At 60.1% G+C, this 21,671-nt stretch carries 14 protein-coding genes; 5 read left to right on the forward strand and 9 right to left on the reverse strand.

Going from position 1 to position 21,671, the window contains the following annotated elements; genetic code table 11:
- Positions 1-3: 3 nt before the first annotated feature.
- The 4 genes from doeA to RHP74_RS25915 form a co-directional block, all read right to left on the reverse strand.
- Entirely contained in the window at positions 4-1,194 is a 1,191-nt protein-coding gene (doeA, locus tag RHP74_RS25900; RefSeq protein ID WP_311096631.1) for an ectoine hydrolase DoeA, read from the reverse strand.
- 42 nt (positions 1,195-1,236) lie between these two features.
- Complete coding sequence (locus tag RHP74_RS25905; protein ID WP_311096632.1) at positions 1,237-2,229, reverse strand: cyclodeaminase; 993 nt, start codon at positions 2,227-2,229, stop codon at positions 1,237-1,239.
- A 39-nt stretch (positions 2,230-2,268) separates the two neighbouring features.
- Complete coding sequence (eutB, locus tag RHP74_RS25910) at positions 2,269-3,240, reverse strand: hydroxyectoine utilization dehydratase EutB (protein WP_311096633.1); 972 nt, start codon at positions 3,238-3,240, stop codon at positions 2,269-2,271.
- A gap of 107 nt (positions 3,241-3,347) precedes the next feature.
- Positions 3,348-4,742: a PLP-dependent aminotransferase family protein gene (locus RHP74_RS25915; protein WP_042932568.1), complete on the reverse strand. Its 1,395-nt coding sequence runs from the start codon at positions 4,740-4,742 to the stop codon at positions 3,348-3,350.
- Positions 4,743-5,022: 280 nt separating this feature from the next.
- Between RHP74_RS25915 and ehuB the strand changes: the two genes are divergently transcribed.
- The 4 genes from ehuB to ehuA all read left to right on the forward strand — a co-directional run bounded on the left by ehuB (position 5,023) and on the right by ehuA (position 8,137).
- Complete coding sequence (gene ehuB / locus RHP74_RS25920; protein ID WP_010458186.1) at positions 5,023-5,880, forward strand: ectoine/hydroxyectoine ABC transporter substrate-binding protein EhuB; 858 nt, start codon at positions 5,023-5,025, stop codon at positions 5,878-5,880.
- 69 nt (positions 5,881-5,949) lie between these two features.
- Positions 5,950-6,609 carry an ectoine/hydroxyectoine ABC transporter permease subunit EhuC gene (ehuC, locus tag RHP74_RS25925; protein ID WP_010458187.1) on the forward strand — a complete coding sequence of 220 codons (660 nt, stop codon included), beginning with the start codon at positions 5,950-5,952 and terminating at the stop codon, positions 6,607-6,609.
- Complete coding sequence (gene ehuD / locus RHP74_RS25930; RefSeq protein ID WP_311096634.1) at positions 6,606-7,262, forward strand: ectoine/hydroxyectoine ABC transporter permease subunit EhuD; 657 nt, start codon at positions 6,606-6,608, stop codon at positions 7,260-7,262. The genes ehuC and ehuD overlap by 4 nt, the downstream gene beginning before the upstream one ends.
- Positions 7,263-7,342: 80 nt before the next feature.
- On the forward strand, positions 7,343-8,137 hold the full coding sequence (gene ehuA / locus RHP74_RS25935; protein ID WP_010458189.1) for an ectoine/hydroxyectoine ABC transporter ATP-binding protein EhuA: 795 nt from the start codon (positions 7,343-7,345) through the stop codon (positions 8,135-8,137).
- A 137-nt stretch (positions 8,138-8,274) separates the two neighbouring features.
- Here the strand turns inward: ehuA and RHP74_RS25940 are convergent, their stop codons facing one another.
- Together RHP74_RS25940 and RHP74_RS25945 are read right to left on the reverse strand one after the other, a co-directional pair.
- Complete coding sequence (locus RHP74_RS25940; protein WP_010458190.1) at positions 8,275-9,006, reverse strand: OmpA family protein; 732 nt, start codon at positions 9,004-9,006, stop codon at positions 8,275-8,277.
- 101 nt (positions 9,007-9,107) lie between these two features.
- On the reverse strand, positions 9,108-9,752 hold the full coding sequence (locus tag RHP74_RS25945) for an MBL fold metallo-hydrolase (protein WP_311096636.1): 645 nt from the start codon (positions 9,750-9,752) through the stop codon (positions 9,108-9,110).
- Positions 9,753-9,963: 211 nt separating this feature from the next.
- Here RHP74_RS25945 and RHP74_RS25950 point away from each other — a divergent pair, with 211 nt between their 5' ends.
- Positions 9,964-14,892, forward strand: coding sequence for a M10 family metallopeptidase (locus RHP74_RS25950; RefSeq protein WP_311096638.1), 4,929 nt, complete (start codon positions 9,964-9,966; stop codon positions 14,890-14,892).
- Positions 14,893-14,969: 77 nt separating this feature from the next.
- Here the strand turns inward: RHP74_RS25950 and RHP74_RS25955 are convergent, their stop codons facing one another.
- The 3 genes from RHP74_RS25955 to RHP74_RS25965 all read right to left on the reverse strand — a co-directional run bounded on the left by RHP74_RS25955 (position 14,970) and on the right by RHP74_RS25965 (position 21,340).
- A complete protein-coding gene (locus tag RHP74_RS25955; RefSeq protein WP_311096639.1) occupies positions 14,970-17,708 on the reverse strand; it encodes a LuxR C-terminal-related transcriptional regulator in 2,739 nt (912 codons plus the stop codon).
- A 352-nt stretch (positions 17,709-18,060) separates the two neighbouring features.
- A complete protein-coding gene (locus tag RHP74_RS25960) occupies positions 18,061-19,425 on the reverse strand; it encodes a DUF1329 domain-containing protein (protein ID WP_288113125.1) in 1,365 nt (454 codons plus the stop codon).
- Positions 19,426-19,453: 28 nt separating this feature from the next.
- The gene (locus RHP74_RS25965) at positions 19,454-21,340 is read right to left on the reverse strand and encodes a DUF1302 domain-containing protein (protein WP_010458194.1); all 1,887 of its coding nucleotides are present in this window, start codon (positions 21,338-21,340) and stop codon (positions 19,454-19,456) included.
- Positions 21,341-21,671 lie beyond the last annotated feature (331 nt).

A 21,671-nucleotide genomic window follows, 5' to 3' on the forward strand; every position in this document is an offset into this window, starting at 1 on the left:
GGCTCAATCCTTCACGAACAGTTGGCGTGGCACGTTGCACAACGTTTCGACACCGGTCTCGGTGATCAAAATGCTCTCGGTGATTTCCAGCCCCCAATCGTCCATCCACAGGCCCGGCATGAAGTGGAAGGTCATGCCCGGTTGCAACACGCTGGTGTCGCCGGGACGCAAGCTCATGGTGCGCTCGCCCCAATCCGGCGGATAACTGATCCCGATCGGATAACCGCAACGGCTGTCCTTGTGGATGCCGAACTTCTCCAGCACTTTGAAAAACGCGACGGCAATGTCACCCGTGGTGTTTCCTGGCTTGGCCGCTTCGAGCCCGGCGGCGATGCCTTCGACCACGGCTTTTTCGCCGTCGAGGAAATGCTGCGGCGGTTTGCCCAGGTAAATGGTGCGCGACAACGGGCAGTGATATCGCTTGTAGCAACCGGCGATTTCGAAGAACGTGCCGGCGCCCTTCTCGAATGGCGTGTCGTCCCAGGTCAGGTGCGGCGCGCTGGCATCGGCCCCGGTCGGCAACAGCGGCACGATGGCCGGGTAATCACCGCCATGACCGTCGGCGCCGAGAATGCCGCTGCTGTAGATCTCGGCCACCAGTTCGTTTTTGCGCATGCCCGGCTCAATGCGTTCAAGGATCCGCGCGTGCATGTTTTCGACGATGCGCGCGGCGATGCGCATGTAGGCGATTTCCTGGGGCGACTTGATCGCCCGCTGCCAGTTCACCAGCCCGACCGCGTCGATCAGCGTGGCCTTTGGCAGGTGTTTCTTCAGCGACAGATAGGCGGCGGCGCTGAAGTAATAGTTGTCCATTTCCACGCCAATGGTCAGCGCGTCCCAGCCGCGAGCGCTGATGACTTCGCGCGACAGGTAATCCATTGGATGGCGTTCCCGGGACTGCACATAAATGTCCGGGTAACCGATGATGTTTTCATGCCGCATGAACACGGTGCGTTTGGCGCCGTTGGCATCTTGCCCGCGCCCGAACCAGACCGGCTCGCCGTCGAGCGCCAGCAACACGCATTGATGGACGTAAAACGACCAACCGTCATAGCCGGTCAGCCAGGCCATGTTCGATGGATCAGTGACCAGCAGCAACTCGATGCCCTGAGCCTGCATGGCCGTTCGAACCCTGGCCAGACGCTGAGCGTATTCCTCCCGTTCGAACGGGAGATTGACGACTATCTGAGACATGCACATGCCCTCTGATAAATGACGCACGGATGAAAAAACGGCTTAGCTGCCGAACTGGAAACCCTTGCCGGCCGAGCGCGCACGCTCGAAGGCCAGATTGGCGATGGCGGTGTCTTGAGCGCCGGTACCGGTGAGGTCACACACGGTGATCTGTGCCGCATCGGTGCGGCCGGGACGTTGCCCGGCCAGCACCTGACCCAACTCGACCAGGCGCGATTCATCGGCCATGACGCCGGCCGCCAAGGCGTGATGCAATTCACCGAGGAGGCGGGTCTGGCTCAAGCGATCAGCCACGTAGAGGTCGGCCTGCGCCAACGCCTGGGGCGAAATTTCGTTTTTGTGTTCGGCGTCGGAGCCCATGGCAGTGATGTGCAGGCCGGGATGCAAATGGCGCGCTTCAATCAAGGGGTCACGACTGGGCGTGCAAGTGATCGCAATGTCCGCGTCGGCCATGGCCTCTTCGATACTCGCGCAAGGCGTCACCGCCAGACCGCTGCTGCGCGCCAGTTCTGCACTGAAGCTGTTTGCCTTGGCGCTGTCACGCGCCCAGACCCGCACCGATTCAATCGGACGCACCAGGCGCAAGGCCTGCAACTGCAGCGCGGCCTGCTCGCCGGCCCCGATCAGCGCAACGTTGCGACTGTCGGGCCGCGACAGGGCCCGCGCCGCCACCGCACCCGCCGCCGCAGTGCGCACGGCCGTCAGGTAACCGTTATCCAGCAACAAGGCCTCCAGCAAACCGGTGCGCGCCGACAACAGCATCATCATGCCGTTGAGGCTCGGCAGGCCGAGTGCCGGGTTATCGAAAAAGCCCGGGCTGACCTTGATCGCAAAACGCTCCAGACCCGGCAGATACGCGGTCTTCACGTCCACTTCGCCGTTGTGCTCCGGGATGTCCAGACGCAGGATCGGCGGCATTGCCACGGCGGCCGTGGCCAGCAGCACAAAGGCTTGCTCGATGGCTTCGATACTCGGCAAATCCAGCGCCACACAGGCGCGCAAATCCGCTTCGCTCAATAAGGTAATGTCACTCATCAACGCAGCGCTCCAATCGGATGGTTATTGTTGTGGGGTTCACGCATCGGCTCCGGCGAGCACGCGTAAATGCTGATCGACATCGACGTTACCGCCGCTGACCACCACCACGATCGGCCCGCGCGGCTCAATCAAGCCGTCGAGCAACGCGGCAATGCCGACCGCCGCCGCGCCTTCGAGCACCAGACGCTCTTCGCGGTAGGCATGGCGGATGGCATTGGCGATAGAGGCTTCGCTGAGCAAATGCAGGTGGTCGCACAGGTTGCGGGTCATGTTGAAGGTGTAACGATTGTCCAGCCCGATGCCGCCGCCGAGCGAATCGGCCAGGGTCGGCAACTCCTCGACTTCGACCGGATGCCCGGCTTCAAGGCTGGCGTGCATCGCCGCGCCGCGCTGCATGCTGATGCCGTGAGTGACGATGTGTGGATTGGCGCTTTTGATCGCCAGTGCCACGCCGGCAAACAGACCGCCGCCGGATAACGGCACCAGCACTTGCGCCACCTCTGGCTGCTGCTCGAGGATTTCCAGCCCGAGGGTGCCTTGCCCCGCGATGATCGCCGGGTGGTCGAAGGGCGGCAGCAATGTCGCGCCCTGCTCGCTGGCAATCCGTTCGGCTTCGCGCTGGGCATCGTCCTGAGAGTGACCGACGATGCACACCTCGGCCCCCAGATCCCGAATGGCCTGCACCTTGTTCGCCGGCACCAGGCGCGACAGGCAAATGGTCGCCCTCACACCTTGCCGGGACGCGGCATACGCCAGCGCCCGACCGTGATTGCCGGTCGAGGCGGCCACCACGCCACGGGCCTTTTGCTCGACATCAAGCTGCGCCACGGCATTGCTGGCGCCACGCAACTTGAAGCTGCCGGTCAGTTGCAGGGATTCGAGCTTGAGAAACACCGCCACACCCAAGCGCTGCGAGAGGCTGGGTGAATACTCCATGGGCGTGCGCCGAACCAACGATTCGATCCGCTGGCGAGCGAGGTAAATATCGTTCAATTGCAGTGCTGACATGACCGCATCCCAACCGAGGTGTTGGGCGCAGTCTAAGAGGGCTGGATTGTCGCGATGAATGTACTAGGGCAATTTAGCCGACAAACTTTTAGCGAACTTTTTCTCGCTCAAAAGTCATGGATCTGCGGGTACTGACCGAAGATCTCGCGCATGCCGATCAGCGCAACACGCATTTCTTCATCACTGCATTCGGCGCCCACACAGACCCGCACCGCTCGCGGCCGAGGCGTGCCGCGCACGGTGAACGGGTCAGGTGAAGTGACGGCAATGTGTTTGTGGCGCAATGCCCGGACCAGGCTGTCGATTTCCCAATGGGGCGGAATTCCGATCCAGGCGTTCAAGGCATAGGGGTGCTGGGCGATCAGGTATTCGTCCAGATACTCAGTGACCAGCGCCTGGCGGCCCGCCAGGAGTTTGCGCTGCAGGCCCACCAGGGTGTCGGCGCGACCATCACGAATCCAGCGCGCCGCGATCTCGGACACCATGGGCGTGGCCATCCAGCTGTTGACCCGCAAGATACTCTCGGTGCGCAGCGCCAGCCGCTTGGGCACGACCAGATAACCGATGCGCAAACCGGTGAGCACCGACTTGGTCATGCTGGTGCAATAGAACGACAGCTCCGGCAGGTAATGACTGATCGGCGGCGCGCGTCGCTCATCGAGCAACGGGCCGTACACATCGTCTTCAATGATGTGCACACCGAAGCGCCGGGCGATCTCGGCGATTTCACGCCGGCGGCTATCCGGCATCAGGCTGGTGGTGGGGTTGTTCAGGTTCGGTGTACAGACCAGCGCGGTGATGCGCTCGTTACTGCACATGTCTTCAAAATGCTCGGGGTCAATGCCGTAACGGTCCATCTCCAGGCCTTTAAGGGTAAACCCCAGCACCTGGGAATTGCCGATCACACCGTGGTCGGTGACGCCCTCGCACAGCACCACATCGTCCGGGCCGGCCAAGGAAGCCAGCGCGAGAAAGATGCCGTGGGCCGCGCCGTTGGTGATCAGGATGTCGTCACGCTCGACCCGTAACCCTTGTCGCCCGATCCAGTGCATGGCCGCTTCCCGGTGCGATTCGAACCCGGCAATCGGACGAAATGCATGAATCCACGGCTGATCCTCTTCGGTGCTGAGTTCGCGGCAGGTCTCGCGCCAGAACTGGTCATGCTCACGGGTGTGCATGATCCGGGTGATGGAAAAATCCACCAGGGCCCGCTCGGGGCTGTCGAGAATATAGGTGGCGACCCGATCGCTCATGCGTCGCGACACAAAGCTGCCGCGCCCGACTTCGCAACGCACCAGGCCCTGGCGCTCCAGCTCCTTATAGGCGTTGGTGACCGTCTGCACGCTGATGCCCATCGCATCGGCGACGTGCCGTTGCGGCGGCAGGCGCTGATCGTTGGCCAACACGCCTTGCTCGATGTCGTCGGCGATGGCCTGCACCAGGATCTTGTATTTGGACTCACCGCTGCGGGCGACGTCCAATGCTGCTTTCCACTTATCCATCGGCGCTAAAACCCGCGTAGGTGCCAGTGCGCACAGCATCCCGCGAGAATACATGCAAAGCAATTGTCCTAGTGCAATGCCACGATGCCCGAGGCTTTTGTATGCTCGGTTCAAGGTCGATGCCCGGGCACGCTTCAAGCCCCCACAACAAAACCAATCGACCTGTATCGGAACTGCGTCCCGCGCCATGGATCAGTCCTTATACGCTTTGCTCTTGTCACACTGCCTCCTACCACAGAGCCGTCACAGACGGGTCCACAAGAAACAGGAGATTTTATCGATGAGCAATTTCCCCACCCGCACCCCCCATGTTTTGCGTCGTCTGTTCGTGGCGTGTGCCTTGTTCGGCCTGGCTGCCAGCGCCCACGCCGCCAATACGCTGGAAACCGTCAAACAGAACAGCAGCATTCGCATCGGTTACGCCAACGAAACCCCTTTCGCCTATACCGAAACCGACGGCAAGGTTACCGGCGAATCGCCGGAAATCGCCAAAGCGATCTTCGAGAAGATGGGCATCAAGAAAGTCGACGGCGTGTTGACCGAATGGGGCTCCTTGATCCCGGGACTGCGCGCGGGGCGATTCGACGTGATTGCCGCCGGCATGTACATCACCCCGGCTCGTTGCAAGCAGGTGCTGTTTACTGATCCGCAGTACCAGCTGCCGGACGCCCTGCTCACGGCCAAAGGCAACCCGAAGAACCTGCACAGCTATGAAGACATCGCCAAGAACCCTGATGTGAAGCTGGCGATCATGGCCGGCACGGTGAACCTGGCCTATGCGCGCGACTCCGGCGTGAAGGATGCGCAAATCCTTCAGGTGCCGGACACCACCGCGCAGCTGCAAGCCGTGCGCGCCGGCCGTGCCGACGCGGCAGTGGGCACGCAACTGACCATGAAAGGCCTGGCCGCCAAGGGCGGCGAGAAAGTCGAAGCCGTCACTGAGTTCAAGGACGATCCGTCGCACATCGGCTACGGCGCCCTCGCCTTCCGCCCGGAAGACAAGGACCTGCGTGATGCGGTCAACGCCGAGATGAAAAAGTGGCTGGGCTCCGAAGAGCACCTCAAGGCGGTCGCCCCTTTCGGCTTCGACAAATCCAACGTGACAAGCAAAACGGCTGCCGAGCTCTGCGCTCAATAGTCGAAACAGGCATGGCGCCGCGGCGCGATGCCTATTTCCCCTGCTTACTCCGGATGGCCAGGTTGAATCATGGGTGAATTACTTCCGCTGTTGATACAAGGCGCCTGGGTAACCCTCCAGGTGACATTCTTCGGCTCGCTGCTGGCGATTGTCGCCGCCATTCTGGCGGCACTCGGGCGCATGTCGCCATGGCGGGCACTGCGCTGGTTTTCGATTGCTTACATTGAAGTGTTCCGCGGCACGTCGTTGCTGGTGCAATTGTTCTGGCTGTTTTTTGTGCTGCCGTTGCCGCCGTTCAATATTGAGCTGAGCCCCTACAGCGTGGCCATTGTCGGCCTCGGCCTGCACATCGGCGCTTACGGCGCCGAGGTGATGCGCGGCGCGATCAGCTCGGTCGCCAAAGGTCAGTACGAAGCGTCCACGGCGCTGAACTTCAGCGGCTACAAACGCTTTCGGCGGATCATCCTGCCGCAGGCCTTACTTGCGGCCATCCCACCCGGCACCAACCTGCTGATCGAATTGCTGAAAAACACCTCGCTGGTGTCGCTGATCACGTTGTCGGACCTGAGCTTTCGTGCCCGGCAACTCGATCAGGCAACCTTCCAGACCCTGGAAATCTTCAGCCTGGCGCTGGTGATCTACTTCGTCCTGGCGCAAGCCATCAATATCGGCATGCGCCAGATAGAGCGGCGTCTGGCTCGCGGGCGGATGCGTGGAGGTCTGTCATGACACTGTTCGACTGGACCTACGCCTGGCAAATCCTCCCCGATTTGGTGCGCGCTTCGCTCAACACCGTGGGGATTACCCTGATCGGTTTCCTGATTGCCATTGTCCTGGGGCTGTTCCTGGCGATTGGCCGACGCAGCCGCAGAGTCTGGTTGTCGTGGCCGGCAACCGGGGTGATCGAGTTCATCCGCAGCACGCCGCTGCTGATCCAGGTGTATTTCCTCTACTACGTGCTGCCCAATTACGGCGTCAGCATGACGGCCATGCAAGTCGGGATTCTCGGCATCGGCCTGCATTACGCCTGCTACATCGCCGAGGTGTATCGCGGTGGCCTCGACGCCGTGCCGCGAGCGCAATGGGAAGCGGTCACGGCGCTGAACATCGCGCCCTACAGCGCCTACCGCAACATCATCTTGCCCCAGGCCCTGCGGCCGATCCTGCCGCCATTGGGCAACTACCTGGTGGCGATGCTCAAGGACACCCCGGTGCTGTCGGCGATTACCGTGGTGGAAATCATGCAACAGGCCAAAAACATCGGTTCCGAGAACTTCCGCTACCTGGAGCCGATCACCATGGTCGGTCTGTTTTTCCTCGCCCTGAGCATCGCCTTGGCTTATCTGGTAAGGCGCCTTGAAGTGCGCCTGGAGCTACGCTAATGACTTCTCCACTCTCGACACCTACCGACCTTTCCCGGCGCAGCCATCCGTCACCGCTGCATCCGCAGGAGGCCACGGCCATGCATGAACCCAATCCGGTCAAGCCGATTGTCAGCTTCCAGGACGTCACCAAGAGCTACGGCAATTTCACCGTACTCGACCACCTGAACCTGGACGTTACGCCAGGGGAGAAAGTCGCGATCATCGGCCCCAGTGGCTCGGGCAAATCCACGCTGCTGCGGGTGTTGATGACGCTTGAGGGCATCGATGACGGACTGATCCGCATCGAGGATGACCTGCTGACCCACATGCCTAACCGCAATGGCGTGCTGGTACCGGCCAATGATCGGCATATCCGTCGCGTTCGCGGCAAGATCGGCATGGTGTTCCAGAGCTTCAACCTGTTCCCGCACATGACGGCGCTGCAAAACGTCATCGAAGCGCCGGTGCAGGTGCTCGGCATGAAACCGGCCGAAGCGCGGGAACGGGCGGCAGATTTGCTGGAACTGGTCGGGCTGGGCAGCAAACTGGGGCACTACCCTTCGCAGCTGTCGGGCGGGCAGCAACAACGGGTCGCGATTGCCCGGGCATTGGCGATGCGGCCCAAGGTCATGCTGTTTGACGAAGTCACCTCGGCGCTCGACCCGGAATTGTGCGGCGAAGTGCTCAACGTGATCCGCAAACTCGGTGCCGAGCACAACCTGACCATGCTGATGGTCACACACCAGATGGGGTTTGCCCGGGAGTTCGCTGATCGCGTGTGCTTCTTCTACAAGGGCCAGATCCATGAACAAGGCACGCCGCAGCAGATCTTCGAGCACCCGCAACAGGAACGTACTTGCGCGTTTCTCAGCGCGGTAAAAGAAGCCAACTAGGAAAGTCGCGACAGGCCAAAACCAAATGTGGGAGCGAGCCTGCTCGCGAAAGGCGGCGTGTCAGCCCAACCTGATTGTTGTCTGACACGCCGCCTTCGCGAGCAGGCTCGCTCCCACAGTTTTTTATTGCGCAGATGTTACGGGTATTGCTGAACCGTACCCGGCTGCTGCTGACCACCGTACTGCTGACCCGGAATCGCCTTCAGGTTGACTTCAACGCGGCGGTTCTGCGCCCGGCCATTGACGTCGCCGTTGCTGGCAATCGGGTTATCCGGCCCGGCACCGCGCGCCGACAGGTTGGCGCCGCTGACACCTTGCGAGGTCAGGTAGGTCGCCACGCTCTGCGCACGACGTTGCGACAGGTCCATGTTGTGCTGGCGGCTGCCGGTGCTGTCGGTGTAGCCGACGATTTCGATCTGGTTCTGGCTGAACTCCTTTAGCGAGCCGGCCAGATTGTTCAGCGGCTGATAGAAGCTGGAGGCGATATTTGCCGAATCGGTGGCAAACGTGATGTTGCCCGGCATGATCAACTTGATCTGGTCACCCTGACGCTGCACCTCGACACCGGTGTTGGCCATGCTGGCCCGCAGCTTTTTCTCTTGCTGGTCAGCGTAGTAACCGTAACCGGCAGCGGAAGCACCCACCACGGCAGCGCCAATCAGCGCGCCCTTGCCACGGTTATCATGACCGATGGCGGCGCCAGCCAAGGCGCCAGCCAGAGCGCCGAGGCCACCGTATTTAGCGGTTTTGCTCATGCCCGTGGAGCCACTGTCAGCCTGGCCCTGGTTGTCATAAGGGTTAGGCGAGGCGCAGCCAGACAGCAAGGCCACAGCCGTAGCGACAATAATCAAACGCTGCTTGGTGAACATGAAGAGCTCCTACTTTTGCATTCTGGGGTGCAACGGACAAAGGCAATGGACCTTTGCGGGTGTTGGATCGTTTTGGCCGACGAAAATTCCGTCGATTGCCTTCAAGCCCGCACAAACGGGTTCTCGCGCATTTCATCGCCCAAGCGCGTGTCCGGACCATGCCCGGTCACGACCGTTGCTTCTTCGTCGAGCGTATAGAGTCGCTGCTTGATCGACCGCACGATGGTCGCTTGATCGCCGCCCCACAAATCCGTACGCCCTACCCCGCGACGAAACAACGTGTCACCGGCAATCAGCAGCTTGGCCTCGGAAAACCAAAAGCTCATGGAACCCGGCGTATGACCCGGCGTGTGCAACGCCACGCCGCAACCGCAAGCCAGCTCTTCATCGTCGGCCAACCAGCGATCCGGCGACGGCACCGGCGTGTAAGGCACACCGAACATCTGGCACTGCATCTCCAGATTGTCCCAGAGGAACTGATCTTCTTTGTGCAGATGCAGCGTCGCGCCGGTTTTCTCCTTGAGCTGACCGGAGGCCAGGAAGTGATCCAGGTGCGCATGGGTGTGGATGATGCTCACCACCTTCAGGCCCAAGGCATCGAGGCGCGCGAGGATCAGTTCGTGGTTGCCACCCGGGTCGACCACGATGGCTTTTTTGGTGATCGGGTCGCCGATGATCGTGCAGTTGCACTGCAAAGGGCCGACGGGGAAAGTTTCGCGAATCAGGGTGGGGCTTGGAACGGTCATGGTCAGTCGATGGCCTGTATCAGACGGAAGGCGTTGGGCGTAGCTCAGGATTCTACGCCACTCGCCGATACAGATCGCCAGGCCAATTACTTGACGCCACAAAACATAAAAGTAGTGGCCATATGATGTCAAATACACCCGTTCTGGTGCAAAATCATACTTTTGTAGCGGTCGCATTCAGGAAGGGCCGCAGCGCACTCAGGAATTTCGCATGCCTTCTCCATCTGGTTACACCTTAAGCTTTTATTCTTCGCTGACCGGCATCAAACCCGTAGACAGTCTGCTGTCCGGGAGTTATTGGCTTGGTTCCAACTGGACCGTTGGCGGACCGACGAACCTGAGCTACAGCTTCATCTCCGGCAGCAATTCCTACTTTGCCACCAACTACAGTGCCGACAATGAATACTTGGCGATGTACCAGCTGTCGCAGGACCAGCGTGACGGCATTATCAGAGCGCTGAGTTCCTGGAGCGCAGTCGCCAATATCAAATTTACACAGACCACCGACAACATTTCGAACGTCGGTGACCTGCGCTTTGGCGGCTATGCGTTGATGAAGGATCAGGCTGCTGCCTGGGCCTACTCACCGTCCAACACACCTAAAGGTGGCGATGTCTGGATCGGTGACCCAGCCAACATGTCCCCTTTCACCGGTTCCTACGATTACATGACCTTTATCCACGAGATCGGTCATGCCATTGGCCTCAAGCACCCGTTCTCGCCAAACAGCTTAAACGCGACCACGATTGATCCGCTACTGGATGACGTCGCGTTCACCATAATGAGCTACAACAACAACTATTCATATTTGCCGACAACCCCGATGTTGCTCGACATTCTGGCCATCCAGAGTCTGTATGGCGCCAACAACTCATGGATGACCGGCAACAACGTTTATTCCTGGGCTGCAACCCAATCAGTGTTCGAAACGATTTGGGACGCTGGCGGTATCGATAGCATCGACGGCAGCAATCAATTGGCGGCCGTGCGCATCAACCTCAATGAAGGCCAGTTCAGCCAGATCGGTAAAGCATTCACCGACCAGAGCGGCAATGCCTTCAACGAAGGACTGGCAATCGCGTATGGCGCGAAAATCGAAAATGCTACGGGTTCGAGTTTTGATGACACGCTGATTGGCAATGCGCTGGATAACATCCTCAATGGTATGGCAGGCGCTGACACCATGAACGGTGGCGCGGGTAACGATACCTACGTCGTCGACAACATCGGTGATGTAATCGTCGAAACCGGCACCTCGCTGTCAGAAATCGACACCGCCTATTCCTACATCGATTACGCACTGGGCGCCAACGTCGAGAACCTGACCTTTGTCGGTGGCGCCAATGTCAATGCCACCGGCAACGCATTGAACAACATGCTTAACGGTAATATCGGCAACAACATTCTGGATGGAGGTGCAGGCTCCGACCTCATGGCAGGCGACACCGGCAACGACACCTACATCGTCGACAACATTGGCGACGTCGTTAACGAGACCAGCACCCTGGCCAACGAGATCGACACCGTGCGCTCGTCGGTCAACTACAGCCTGAGCGCCAACGTCGAGAACATGGTATTGACCGGCACTGCCGACATCTACGCCATCGGCAATGCCCAGAACAATGTGCTCACCGGCAACGATGGCGACAACCGGCTCAATGGCGGTGAAGGCCTGGATACCATGATCGGTGGCAAGGGCAATGACTACTACGCGGTGGATCAGTCCGGTGAACTGGCGCTGGTGCAGGAAAACGCCAATGAAGGCAATGACGCCCTCTATGTCATGTACAACGCCACAGCGCAGGACCATACCGTCGACCTGAACCTGAGCAGCCTGCAAAACGTCGAAAACGTCCAGTTGCTGGGCAACGGTGCCTTCACCTTGCTCGGCAACGGCCTGAACAACAGCCTGACCGGCAACGCCGACACCAACGTCCTCGACGGCGGCCTCGGTGCCGACATCCTGACCGGCGGCGCCGGCAATGACACCTACTTCGTCGACAACGCCGGTGACGTGGTGGTTGAAACCAGCACCCTGGCCAGTGAAGCGGACACGGTCATGTCCTCGATCAGCTACACCCTGAGCGCCAACGTCGAATACCTGGGCCTGACTGGTACCGCCAACCTCAATGGCACTGGCAACGCCTTGAACAACGTGTTGATAGGCACCAGTGGCGACAACGTCCTCGACGGCGGTCTCGGTACCGATCTCATGACCGGTGGTCTGGGCAACGACACCTACATCGTCGACAACATCGGCGACGTCGTTAACGAGACCAGCACCCTGGCCAACGAGATCGACACCGTGCGCTCGTCGGTCAACTACACCCTGAGCGCCAACGTCGAGAACATGGTGTTGACCGGCACTGCCGACATCTACGCCATCGGCAATGCCCAGAACAATGTGCTCACCGGCAACGATGGCGACAACCGGCTCAATGGCGGAGAAGGCCTGGATACCATGATCGGTGGCAAGGGCAACGACTACTACGCGGTGGATCAGTCCGGTGAACTGGCGCTGGTGCAGGAAAACGCCAATGAAGGCAATGACGCCCTCTATGTCATGTACAACGCCACCGCGCAGGACCATACCGTCGACCTGAACAGCTTGCAAAACGTCGAAAACATCCTGCTGCTGGGCAACGGTACATTCAACCTCACCGGCAACAGTCTGGACAACAGCTTGACCGGCAACGCCGACGCCAACGTCCTCGACGGCGGCCTCGGTGCCGACGTCCTGACCGGCGGCGCCGGAAACGACACCTACATCGTCGACAACATCGGCGACGTCGTTAACGAGACCAGCACCCTGGCCAACGAGATCGACACCGTGCGCTCGTCGGTCAACTACAGCCTGAGCGCCAACGTCGAGAACATGGTATTGACCGGCACCGCCGACATCTATGCCATTGGCAATGCCCAGAACAACGTGCTCACCGGCAACGATGGCGACAACCGGCTCAATGGCGGTGAAGGCCTGGATACCATGATCGGTGGCAAGGGCAACGACTACTACGCAGTGGATCAGTCCGGTGAACTGGCGCTGGTGCAAGAAAACGCCAACGAAGGCAGTGACGCCCTCTATGTCGTGTACAACGCCACCGCGCAGGACCATACCGTCGACCTGAACCTGAGTAACCTGCAAAACGTCGAAAACATCCTGCTGCTGGGCAACGGTGCCTTTACCTTGCTCGGCAACGGCCTGAACAACAGCCTGACCGGCAACGCCGACGCCAACGTCCTCGACGGCGGCCTTGGTGCCGACGTCCTGACCGGCGGCGCCGGCAATGACACCTACTTCGTCGACAACGCCGGCGACGTGGTGGTTGAAACCAGCACCCTGGCCAGTGAAGCGGACACGGTCATGTCCTCGATCAGCTACACCCTGGGTGCCAACGTCGAATACCTGGGCCTGACCGGCACCGCCAACCTCAATGGCACCGGCAATGCCCTGAACAACGTGCTGGTAGGCAACAGTGGCGACAACGTCCTCGACGGCGGTCTCGGTACCGACCTCATGACCGGTGGCCTGGGCAACGACACCTACATCGTCGACAACATTGGCGACGTCGTTAACGAGACCAGCACCCTGGCCAACGAGATCGACACCGTGCGCTCGTCGGTCAACTACAGCCTGAGCGCCAACGTCGAGAACATGGTATTGACCGGCACTGCCGACATCTACGCCATCGGCAATGCCCAGAACAATGTGCTCACCGGCAACGATGGCGACAACCGGCTCAATGGCGGTGAAGGCCTGGATACCATGATCGGTGGCAAGGGCAATGACTACTACGCGGTGGATCAGTCCGGTGAACTGGCGCTGGTGCAGGAAAACGCCAATGAAGGCAATGACGCCCTCTATGTCATGTACAACGCCACAGCGCAGGACCATACCGTCGACCTGAACCTGAGCAGCCTGCAAAACGTCGAAAACGTCCAGTTGCTGGGCAACGGTGCCTTCACCTTGCTCGGCAACGGCCTGAACAACAGCCTGACCGGCAACGCCGACACCAACGTCCTCGACGGCGGCCTCGGTGCCGACATCCTGACCGGCGGCGCCGGCAATGACACCTACTTCGTCGACAACGCCGGTGACGTGGTGGTTGAAACCAGCACCCTGGCCAGTGAAGCGGACACGGTCATGTCCTCGATCAGCTACACCCTGAGCGCCAACGTCGAATACCTGGGCCTGACTGGTACCGCCAACCTCAATGGCACTGGCAACGCCTTGAACAACGTGTTGATAGGCACCAGTGGCGACAACGTCCTCGACGGCGGTCTCGGTACCGATCTCATGACCGGTGGTCTGGGCAACGACACCTACATCGTCGACAACATCGGCGACGTCGTTAACGAGACCAGCACCCTGGCCAACGAGATCGACACCGTGCGCTCGTCGGTCAACTACAGCCTGAGCGCCAACGTCGAGAACATGGTATTGACCGGCACTGCCGACATCTACGCCATCGGCAATGCCCAGAACAATGTGCTCACCGGCAACGATGGCGACAACCGGCTCAATGGCGGAGAAGGCCTGGATACCATGATCGGTGGCAAGGGCAACGACTACTACGCGGTGGATCAGTCCGGTGAACTGGCGCTGGTGCAGGAAAACGCCAATGAAGGCAATGACGCCCTCTATGTCATGTACAACGCCACCGCGCAGGACCATACCGTCGACCTGAACAGCTTGCAAAACGTCGAAAACATCCTGCTGCTGGGCAACGGTGCCTTTACCTTGCTCGGGAACGACCAGAACAACACCCTCACCGGCAACACCGACGCAAACACCCTGAACGGTGGGGCCGGCACAGATACACTCATCGGCGGCGCCGGTGCCGACAAGTTCGTATTCAGCAGCGTCAGCGACATGGGCACAGGCGGCAACCGCGACGTCGTTACCGACTTCAGCACCTTGCAGGGCGACAAGATTGATCTGTCGCAGTTCGACGCCAATCTGCAGGTCAATGGCTTCAATGGCTTTACCTTCATCGGTGCCGGGGATTTCACAGGCGCCGGGCAGCTGCGATTCGTCGATCACGTGCTGTCAGGTAATGTCAGCGGCAATGCGGGTGCCGACTTCGAAATCCAGCTGGTCGGGGTGAATACCTTTAGCGCCACCGATCTGGTGGCGTAACGTTTTCGCCACCCGCACTAATAAAAACGCCCCGACTTGATCGGGGCGTTTTTATTGGCGGTGTGAGCGTTGTGACGCTAGGTCAACAGTCCCAACTCTTTAGCTCGCGCCACCGCCTGCGTCCTTCGCTCAACCCCGAGTTTGCTATTGATGTGACTGGCGTGGGTCTTGACCGTGTGCAGCGAGATGAACAGCTGATCGCTGATTTCCTGGTTCGAGCACCCTTGGGCGATCAGGCGCAGGACGGCCAGCTCACGGGTGCTGAGCTGTTCCGTTGCGGGGGATGCTTCCAGTGTCGGGCGAGCGGCCATGGCTGGTAGTTTTTCGGTCAGTTCCTGCGAAACGACTGTAGGAGCGCATAGTTGCAGTTGCCCGCGCAGCCAGTCCGGGTGTTCGGCCAGCAATCGGTCGAACGGTTGCAGGACGCCACCAGCTGCCGCTTCCAGTGCCTGGGCAAACGCCTTGCGCGCCTCGGGCTCACGCCCGACCGAAAGCAACAGGGTGATTTTCTGCGTCAGCGCCATCACGCTGAGCATTTGCCGTCCCGATTTCTGCCCATGCTCAAGCAGCGCGTTCAAACGCCCCTCGGCCAGCATCGGCTGCCCCTGGATCACCTCCAGCAAGGCTTGCTGCAATTCGATATGCAGCGGCAGCTGTGGATGGAATTCCGGCGGCGCTGCCGCGTGGTCGCCGTTGTAGGTCTGTCCCAATCGCGCCAGCCAGGCTTCGGCCAGATCGGTTCGGCCCTGGGCCAGCCAGAGCTCGCATTTGACCAGGGTGATCATCGCCAGGTAGTAGATCGGCGGCACGTCCCAGATGTGCATCAGGCGTTCGGCTTCGGCGAGTTCGGCGAAGGCTTTGGCGAACTCGCCGCTGCTGCCCTCGAGCCGGGCGATCACGCAGTGGCCGATCAACACGCTGATATCGCGACAGGCTCGGGCTTCATTCAAGCCGGCTTGTAGACGCACCCGCGCGGCTTGCGGCTGCAAGCGCACGGCCAGCAAAAAGCCCTCGTACAAGGTCAGGCGCGCACGCACGGCATAAAGCCGTTGCGGGGATAAGCCTTGCAGGCGTTGCAGCCCCTGACGGACCTCCTGCAACGAGCGCAGGATTTCCCCGCGCGCTTGCAGCACACGCGCGCGGTCGTAATGGGCCAGCGCTTCGAACAGTGGGTTGCCGACCCGTTGCGCCAATTCCAGCGATTCGCGGTTCAAGCTGCGTGCACGCCACAGGTCGCCGTCGGCGATCGCCAGGTTGGACAGCGTAGAAAGACACATCAGCCGTTGCCCGTAGCGCTTGGCCGGCAGACTATCCAGCGCTTCGGTGCAGTAAAGTTGCGTGAGCGCGCGATTGCCGCGCCCCCGGGCGATGATGCCACTCAGGGCCAGCCATTGCGCCAGCATGGACTTCTGCGCAGTGGCCGACGGGGCTGGCAGGAAACGACTCAAGTGCGCCGCCAGCTCCTCCGCAGCGTCCAGCTGACAGGCCAGTCCCAACGCCCAGCTGTAGAGCACAATCAGGCGCGGCGTGCTGATCAGCAGGCTGTCGGGCAAGTCCATCTTCCAGCGCAGCAGCATGCCGACATTCTGTTCGGCGAGCAGTTGTTCTTCAGAGAGGTTTTGCACCAGGTTCGCTGCAACGTCCAGGTGTCCGGCGCGCAACGCCTGCTCCACCGCTTCGTCGAGCAACCCCTGCGCATTGAACCAGCGACAGGCGCGCAGATGCAGGCTGGCGGCCGGCACGATTGACTGGGCGGCGGGCCGGGTACGCAGCAGGTCGGAAAACAAATGGTGATAGCGATACCAGTGACCGTGCTCGTCCAGCGGCACCAGAAACACTTGGTGCGCCTGAAGGAAACGCAGGATTTCGGCACTGTCATGGGCCTCGCGGACCGCGTCGCAGAGCTCGCTGCAAAAACGTTCCTGAGGCGCGGTGTCGTACAGAAACGACTGCACTTCGGCGGGCAGGCAATCGATGACTTCTTCGAGCAGGTAATCGCGAATCAGACCTTCTCCGCCGTGCAACGACTGCGGCAATGCACCGTCGGTACCGGCTTCGGACGCCGCCAGCAACCAGAAACGCAGGCCGGCGACCCAGCCTTCACTGCGTTGGATCAGGTTTTCCAGTGCCTCGCCACGCAATGAACTGCTGTGCCGATCGAGCAACGTGAGGGCTTCATCGTGGGTCAGTCGTAGGTCCTGCTCATGCAACTCAAGCAATTGCCGCGACAAGCGCAAACGCGCCAGATGCCAGTCCGGACGCTGTCGGCTGGTCACCATGACCAGCAAGCCATCGGGCAAATGATTGAGGAAAAACTGCAAGCAACGATCCAGCACAGGACCCTGCGCCAGGTGATAGTCATCCAGCACCAGCAGCAAAGGTGTCATCGGCGAAAGGTGGATGGCCAGTTCATCGAGCAACCCGTCCAGCCATTCTTCGAAGGCGAAGGGCTGATGGCGCTGGCGCATTTTCAACAGACCCAGGGCCTGGCTGCCGAGCTTCGGAAAGTAATCCTGAAGACCTTCGAGCAACCGCTCGAGGAAACGCCCCGGATCGCTGTCTCGAGGACTCAACCCCAACCACAGACTGTGCCAATGGGCCGGCAGCCCCTGACAGAACTCCACCGCCAGTGAGCTCTTGCCGAACCCGGCGGGTGCACTGACCAGCAACAGCCTGCCACCGAGGCCAGCACTCAGGCGCTCGCACAGGCGAGGCCGCAGCACATGGCCGTCGGGCAACGGGGGCCGAAAAAAGCGCCCGTCCAGTGCCGCGACGGCAACGCTTGCAGGGCCCGGGAGTGGGGACAGATCAGTCATGGCCGGCTCTTGTTTGAATTGCGGGTGGCGGCGTTGCAGATGTCCGCAGACTATCGGTAAACGAAGAGGGAATGAAGGTTATTGCTACAAATGGCTACAAAAAGAATACAAGCAGAAGTTGCGGGGCTTGAGATGGAGTTTTCCTGACAGCCCGTGTCGCGTCCATCGCGAGCAGGCTCGCTCCCACAGTTGACGGCGCTCTCATGGAAGAGCGCGTTACCTGTGGGAGTGAGCTTGCTCGCGATAGGCCGTCATCGACACTGAAGATTCACAGTGAGAAATCCGGGCAAAAAAAAAACGCCCCGAACCAGTCGGGGCGTTTTTCGAGGATGCGGCCTCTGTTCAGTGCAGGTTAACGAACCCCGTCCTGACGCAGCGCAGCGGGGGTGAAATCGCTGGTGGTCGCGGTGAAGCCGAAGTCATACGCCGACTTCTCTTCGTTCTTCATGCCCAGTGCCAGGTAACGGCCCGATTGCAGGTCGTACAGGGTTTCCAGGGTGTACCACGGCACTTGCACGTTGTAGTAGTTCTGGGAGTGAGCTTCCGCCACACGCCACAGTTGATTACGGCCGTCGTAGTGGTCGATCACCGCGGCTTGCCAGGTGTCTTCGTCGATGTAGAAGTCGCGCTTGGCGTAGATGTGACGCTGACCTTCCTTCAAGGTAGCCACCACATGCCAGACCCGGCGCAGCTCGTAGCGAGCCAGGTCCTGGTTGATGTGACCGGCCTTGATGATGTCGTCGTACTTCAGTTGCGGTGAATCGAGCTTGTAGCTGTCGGAGGCAATGTACATCTCTTTCTTGCCTTCGAGCTTCCAGTCGTAGCGATCCGGCGCACCGTTGTACATGTCCAGGTTGTCGGAGGTCCGCAGGCCATCAGCCGCAGTACCCGGCCCGTCATAGGACACTTGTGGCGCACGACGCACTCGACGTTGACCGGCGTTGTAGACCCACGCCGAACGTGGCTCTTTAACCTGATCGAGGGTTTCGTGCACCAGCAGCACACCACCGGCCAGACGTGCCGGCGCGGTCACTTTCTGCTTGAAGTAGAACAGGATGTTGCCCGGATTCGCCGGATCGTAGTCCTTCATCTTGTCGCGGAACACGAACTGATCCTGGAAGTACACCAGGCTGTAAGAGCCGTTCGGTTGTGGCGTCGCCTGGGTCACCAGGCGGGTCACGCTGCCTCCGCGATAACGGGTGATGTGGTTCCAGATGACTTCAACGCCGGTTTTTGGAATCGGGAACGGTACGGCGGTTTCGAAGTTTTCCAGGCCGTTGCCGCCAGACACGAGGTTGGTGTTGGTGGCGTTTTTCTTGATGGAGGCGAACACGGCATCCGGCACGGTCGCGCCACGATGGGACGGGTAAACCGGCATCTTGAAGGTTTCCGGGTAGCGCTTGAACATCGCGTACTGGCCCGGAGCGAGCTTGTCTTTGTATTGGTCGACGTTCTGCGCAGTGATGGTGAACAGCGGTTTTTCACTGGCGAACGGGTCAGACAGGAAGCCTTTGCCGTCGACGGCGCCGGCGTTTTTCGCCATCGGTTTCCAGGCCGGGATCGAACCGTCAGCGTTGCCCGCCATCTCGGCGCCCATCGGCGTCAGGCTCTTGCCCAGTTTGTCCGCTTCGGCAGCAGGCACTGCCGCCATGACGCTGGTCGCCAGCAGCGAAAGCCCCAGAACTCCAGCGTGGAACAGACTCTTTGTTATTTTCATATGTGTGTTCGTCCTGAAAAAACAGTGCTTAGAAGTTCACGCCGAAGCTGAGCGCAACGAAGTCGCGGTCATCGACGGTGGTGTACTTGCCATCAAAGAAGTTGGTGTAGGCCAGGCTCGCGGTGTAGGTGTTCTGGTATTCGGCATCGACACCCAGGCTCACCGCTTTGCGACCTTCTTCGAAGTTGCCGCCAGGGCCTGGCGAGTAACCGTCCACGTCGTGGGACCAAGCCACGTTCGGCTTGAGGTTCACACCGGCGAACACGTCGTTGTATTCCCAGATGGCGCGACCACGGTAGCCCCACGAAGTCGACGTGGTGAAGCCGTCACTGTTGCAGTTGCGGCTGCGGTTGTTGGTTGGAGTGCCTGGGCCGGCGCCGTTGATGGTGCTGGTGTTGAGGGCCACACACGTATTCGCCCCGCCAGTGGCTGGCAATGCACCCGGACCGTAGACCGGATCGCGGCCATAACGGAGGTCGGAAGTGCTTTCCAGGCCGCCGACGTGAGTCACGCCCACTTCGCCCACCAGGGTCAGACGGCTTGCGCCCATGACCTGGTCAAAGAAGTGCGTCAGGGTGGTCTGGAATTGGGTGATTTCTTTACGACGATAGCCGTGCAGGTCTTGACCCGGGCCGGCAGAGAGCAGCGAAGCGTTACCCAGGGCACCGCCCAGAGGTCGTACACCGGCGAACAGAATGTCGGTGGAGTTGAGCTGCACCGGTGCGTTCGGACGGTAGCTCAGTTCACCGCTCCACGCCGTACCGGTAGGCAGGGTGGTAGAGAAGCTCAGGCCGTAGAGGCGAATGTCTTCAGGGTATTCGATGAAGTATTTCGAGTTACCTGCCACCAGCAGCGGCGCGAGTGCGGCGAACGGTCCTGGCAGAGAAGCCGCGGTGTTATAGACCGACTGCGGCGCACCCGTGGCGCTGAAGATCGGCGCACGGCTGTGGTAGTTCATGAAGTAGGCACCGAACTCGGTGTCCAGCGGCTCGAACATGTACTTGAGGGACGCGCCCCACTGGCCGCTGTCGCGAGCATCACGATCGCCGCCACGCTGGACCAGCACACCTTCCTCGTTGACATTGACGCCGTTGGCGGCCAATGGACCCAACGCCACGGCTGGAATCTGCGAACGCTTGTTCAGCACGCGAAGGTTGTCGGTGCAACCATCGGCAACGATGTCCGGCTGCGAGAAGAACGTGCCGCAGTTATCGACAACGGTCTGGTCCCATTCCAACTGGTAGAAGGCTTCTGCCGACAGGTTTTCGGTCAGGCTCTGGGACACATAGAACATGTTGACCGGGATCAGGCCTTCCTTGATCTCGGCACCCGGACGACGGAACGCAGACACGTCGATCGGGTTGATCGAGTTGATGCCGCCGCCGATGAAGGTACTTTCACCCCAGCTCACTACCTGCTTGCCCAGACGCACGGAACCCGGCTGATCGGCAACGGAGTAGTTGTGGTAGACGAAGGCGTCGAGGATTTGCCCGCCGGAGGACTTGGCGCCTTCCTTGCGGTTGTTGTCGCTGATGTCCTTGAACGGACGGCTTTCGTCCTTCAGTTCAAAGTCGTACCAGTATTTGCCACGGACGAAAACGCCAGTGTCGCCATATTTCAATTCAAGGTCATGGATGCCCTTGAAGATCTTCGAGAAGGTTTTCCCGCTTTCGAAGTTCAGGTGACCGTCATCAGAGGTCTGGGACAGGCCGCTGCCACCGTTGTTCACGCCAATGAGGTTCTTGTTGGCACTCTCGGTAGACCAGCTGGAACCGATCGAGAGGGAAGAATCGAACTGACCTTCGATTTCACCAACGTTGAAACTGACGCCGAATGCAGGCCCGGCGAGCGAAGAGGCGAGACTGACCGCCAGGGGCAATTTCGCCCGGCGCCAGAACGTGTTTACTGATGTCATCGACGCTACTCCATGTGCATTATTGTTATGGCAGTTAGCACTTCTAAAAACGTTGTGGATGACGGGGAGCCAAGGCGTCCCGAAGTCACTCCAAATTGCATCGCCCCGTTTTGTGCGTGCGCTCCGTTCTTAAAAATCCTTGAGCGGACTATAGCCAGCAGGTAGTAGAGCTTGATCCCTCTAAAGTGTGATTTGCAGCTGCCGGCCACTCTGGAACAGTCCTTTCGCCAGTCCGACACATGTCGGCATGCCAAGGATGGCTGAAAATTCGGATTTCACAAGCCAAGCGCTTGCTTGGTGGGGCTGGCGTGCCCTTTCGGGCACACCAGAA

Origin of the sequence: Pseudomonas sp. SG20052 (genome assembly GCF_031766055.1) — a bacterium.
Taxonomy (GTDB): Bacteria; Pseudomonadota; Gammaproteobacteria; order Pseudomonadales; family Pseudomonadaceae; genus Aquipseudomonas; species Aquipseudomonas mandelii.

What these genes read in the sequence shown, in the direction of transcription:
- doeA (WP_311096631.1), bottom strand. Translation starts at nt 1,194, where the DNA reads ATGTCTCAGATAGTCGTCAATCTCCCGTTCGAACGGGAGGAATACGCT.
- RHP74_RS25905 (WP_311096632.1), bottom strand. Translation starts at nt 2,229, where the DNA reads ATGAGTGACATTACCTTATTGAGCGAAGCGGATTTGCGCGCCTGTGTG.
- eutB (WP_311096633.1), bottom strand. Translation starts at nt 3,240, where the DNA reads ATGTCAGCACTGCAATTGAACGATATTTACCTCGCTCGCCAGCGGATC.
- RHP74_RS25915 (WP_042932568.1), bottom strand. Translation starts at nt 4,742, where the DNA reads ATGGATAAGTGGAAAGCAGCATTGGACGTCGCCCGCAGCGGTGAGTCC.
- ehuB (WP_010458186.1), top strand. Translation starts at nt 5,023, where the DNA reads ATGAGCAATTTCCCCACCCGCACCCCCCATGTTTTGCGTCGTCTGTTC.
- ehuC (WP_010458187.1), top strand. Translation starts at nt 5,950, where the DNA reads ATGGGTGAATTACTTCCGCTGTTGATACAAGGCGCCTGGGTAACCCTC.
- ehuD (WP_311096634.1), top strand. Translation starts at nt 6,606, where the DNA reads ATGACACTGTTCGACTGGACCTACGCCTGGCAAATCCTCCCCGATTTG.
- ehuA (WP_010458189.1), top strand. Translation starts at nt 7,343, where the DNA reads ATGCATGAACCCAATCCGGTCAAGCCGATTGTCAGCTTCCAGGACGTC.
- RHP74_RS25940 (WP_010458190.1), bottom strand. Translation starts at nt 9,006, where the DNA reads ATGTTCACCAAGCAGCGTTTGATTATTGTCGCTACGGCTGTGGCCTTG.
- RHP74_RS25945 (WP_311096636.1), bottom strand. Translation starts at nt 9,752, where the DNA reads ATGACCGTTCCAAGCCCCACCCTGATTCGCGAAACTTTCCCCGTCGGC.
- RHP74_RS25950 (WP_311096638.1), top strand. Translation starts at nt 9,964, where the DNA reads ATGCCTTCTCCATCTGGTTACACCTTAAGCTTTTATTCTTCGCTGACC.
- RHP74_RS25955 (WP_311096639.1), bottom strand. Translation starts at nt 17,708, where the DNA reads ATGACTGATCTGTCCCCACTCCCGGGCCCTGCAAGCGTTGCCGTCGCG.
- RHP74_RS25960 (WP_288113125.1), bottom strand. Translation starts at nt 19,425, where the DNA reads ATGAAAATAACAAAGAGTCTGTTCCACGCTGGAGTTCTGGGGCTTTCG.
- RHP74_RS25965 (WP_010458194.1), bottom strand. Translation starts at nt 21,340, where the DNA reads ATGACATCAGTAAACACGTTCTGGCGCCGGGCGAAATTGCCCCTGGCG.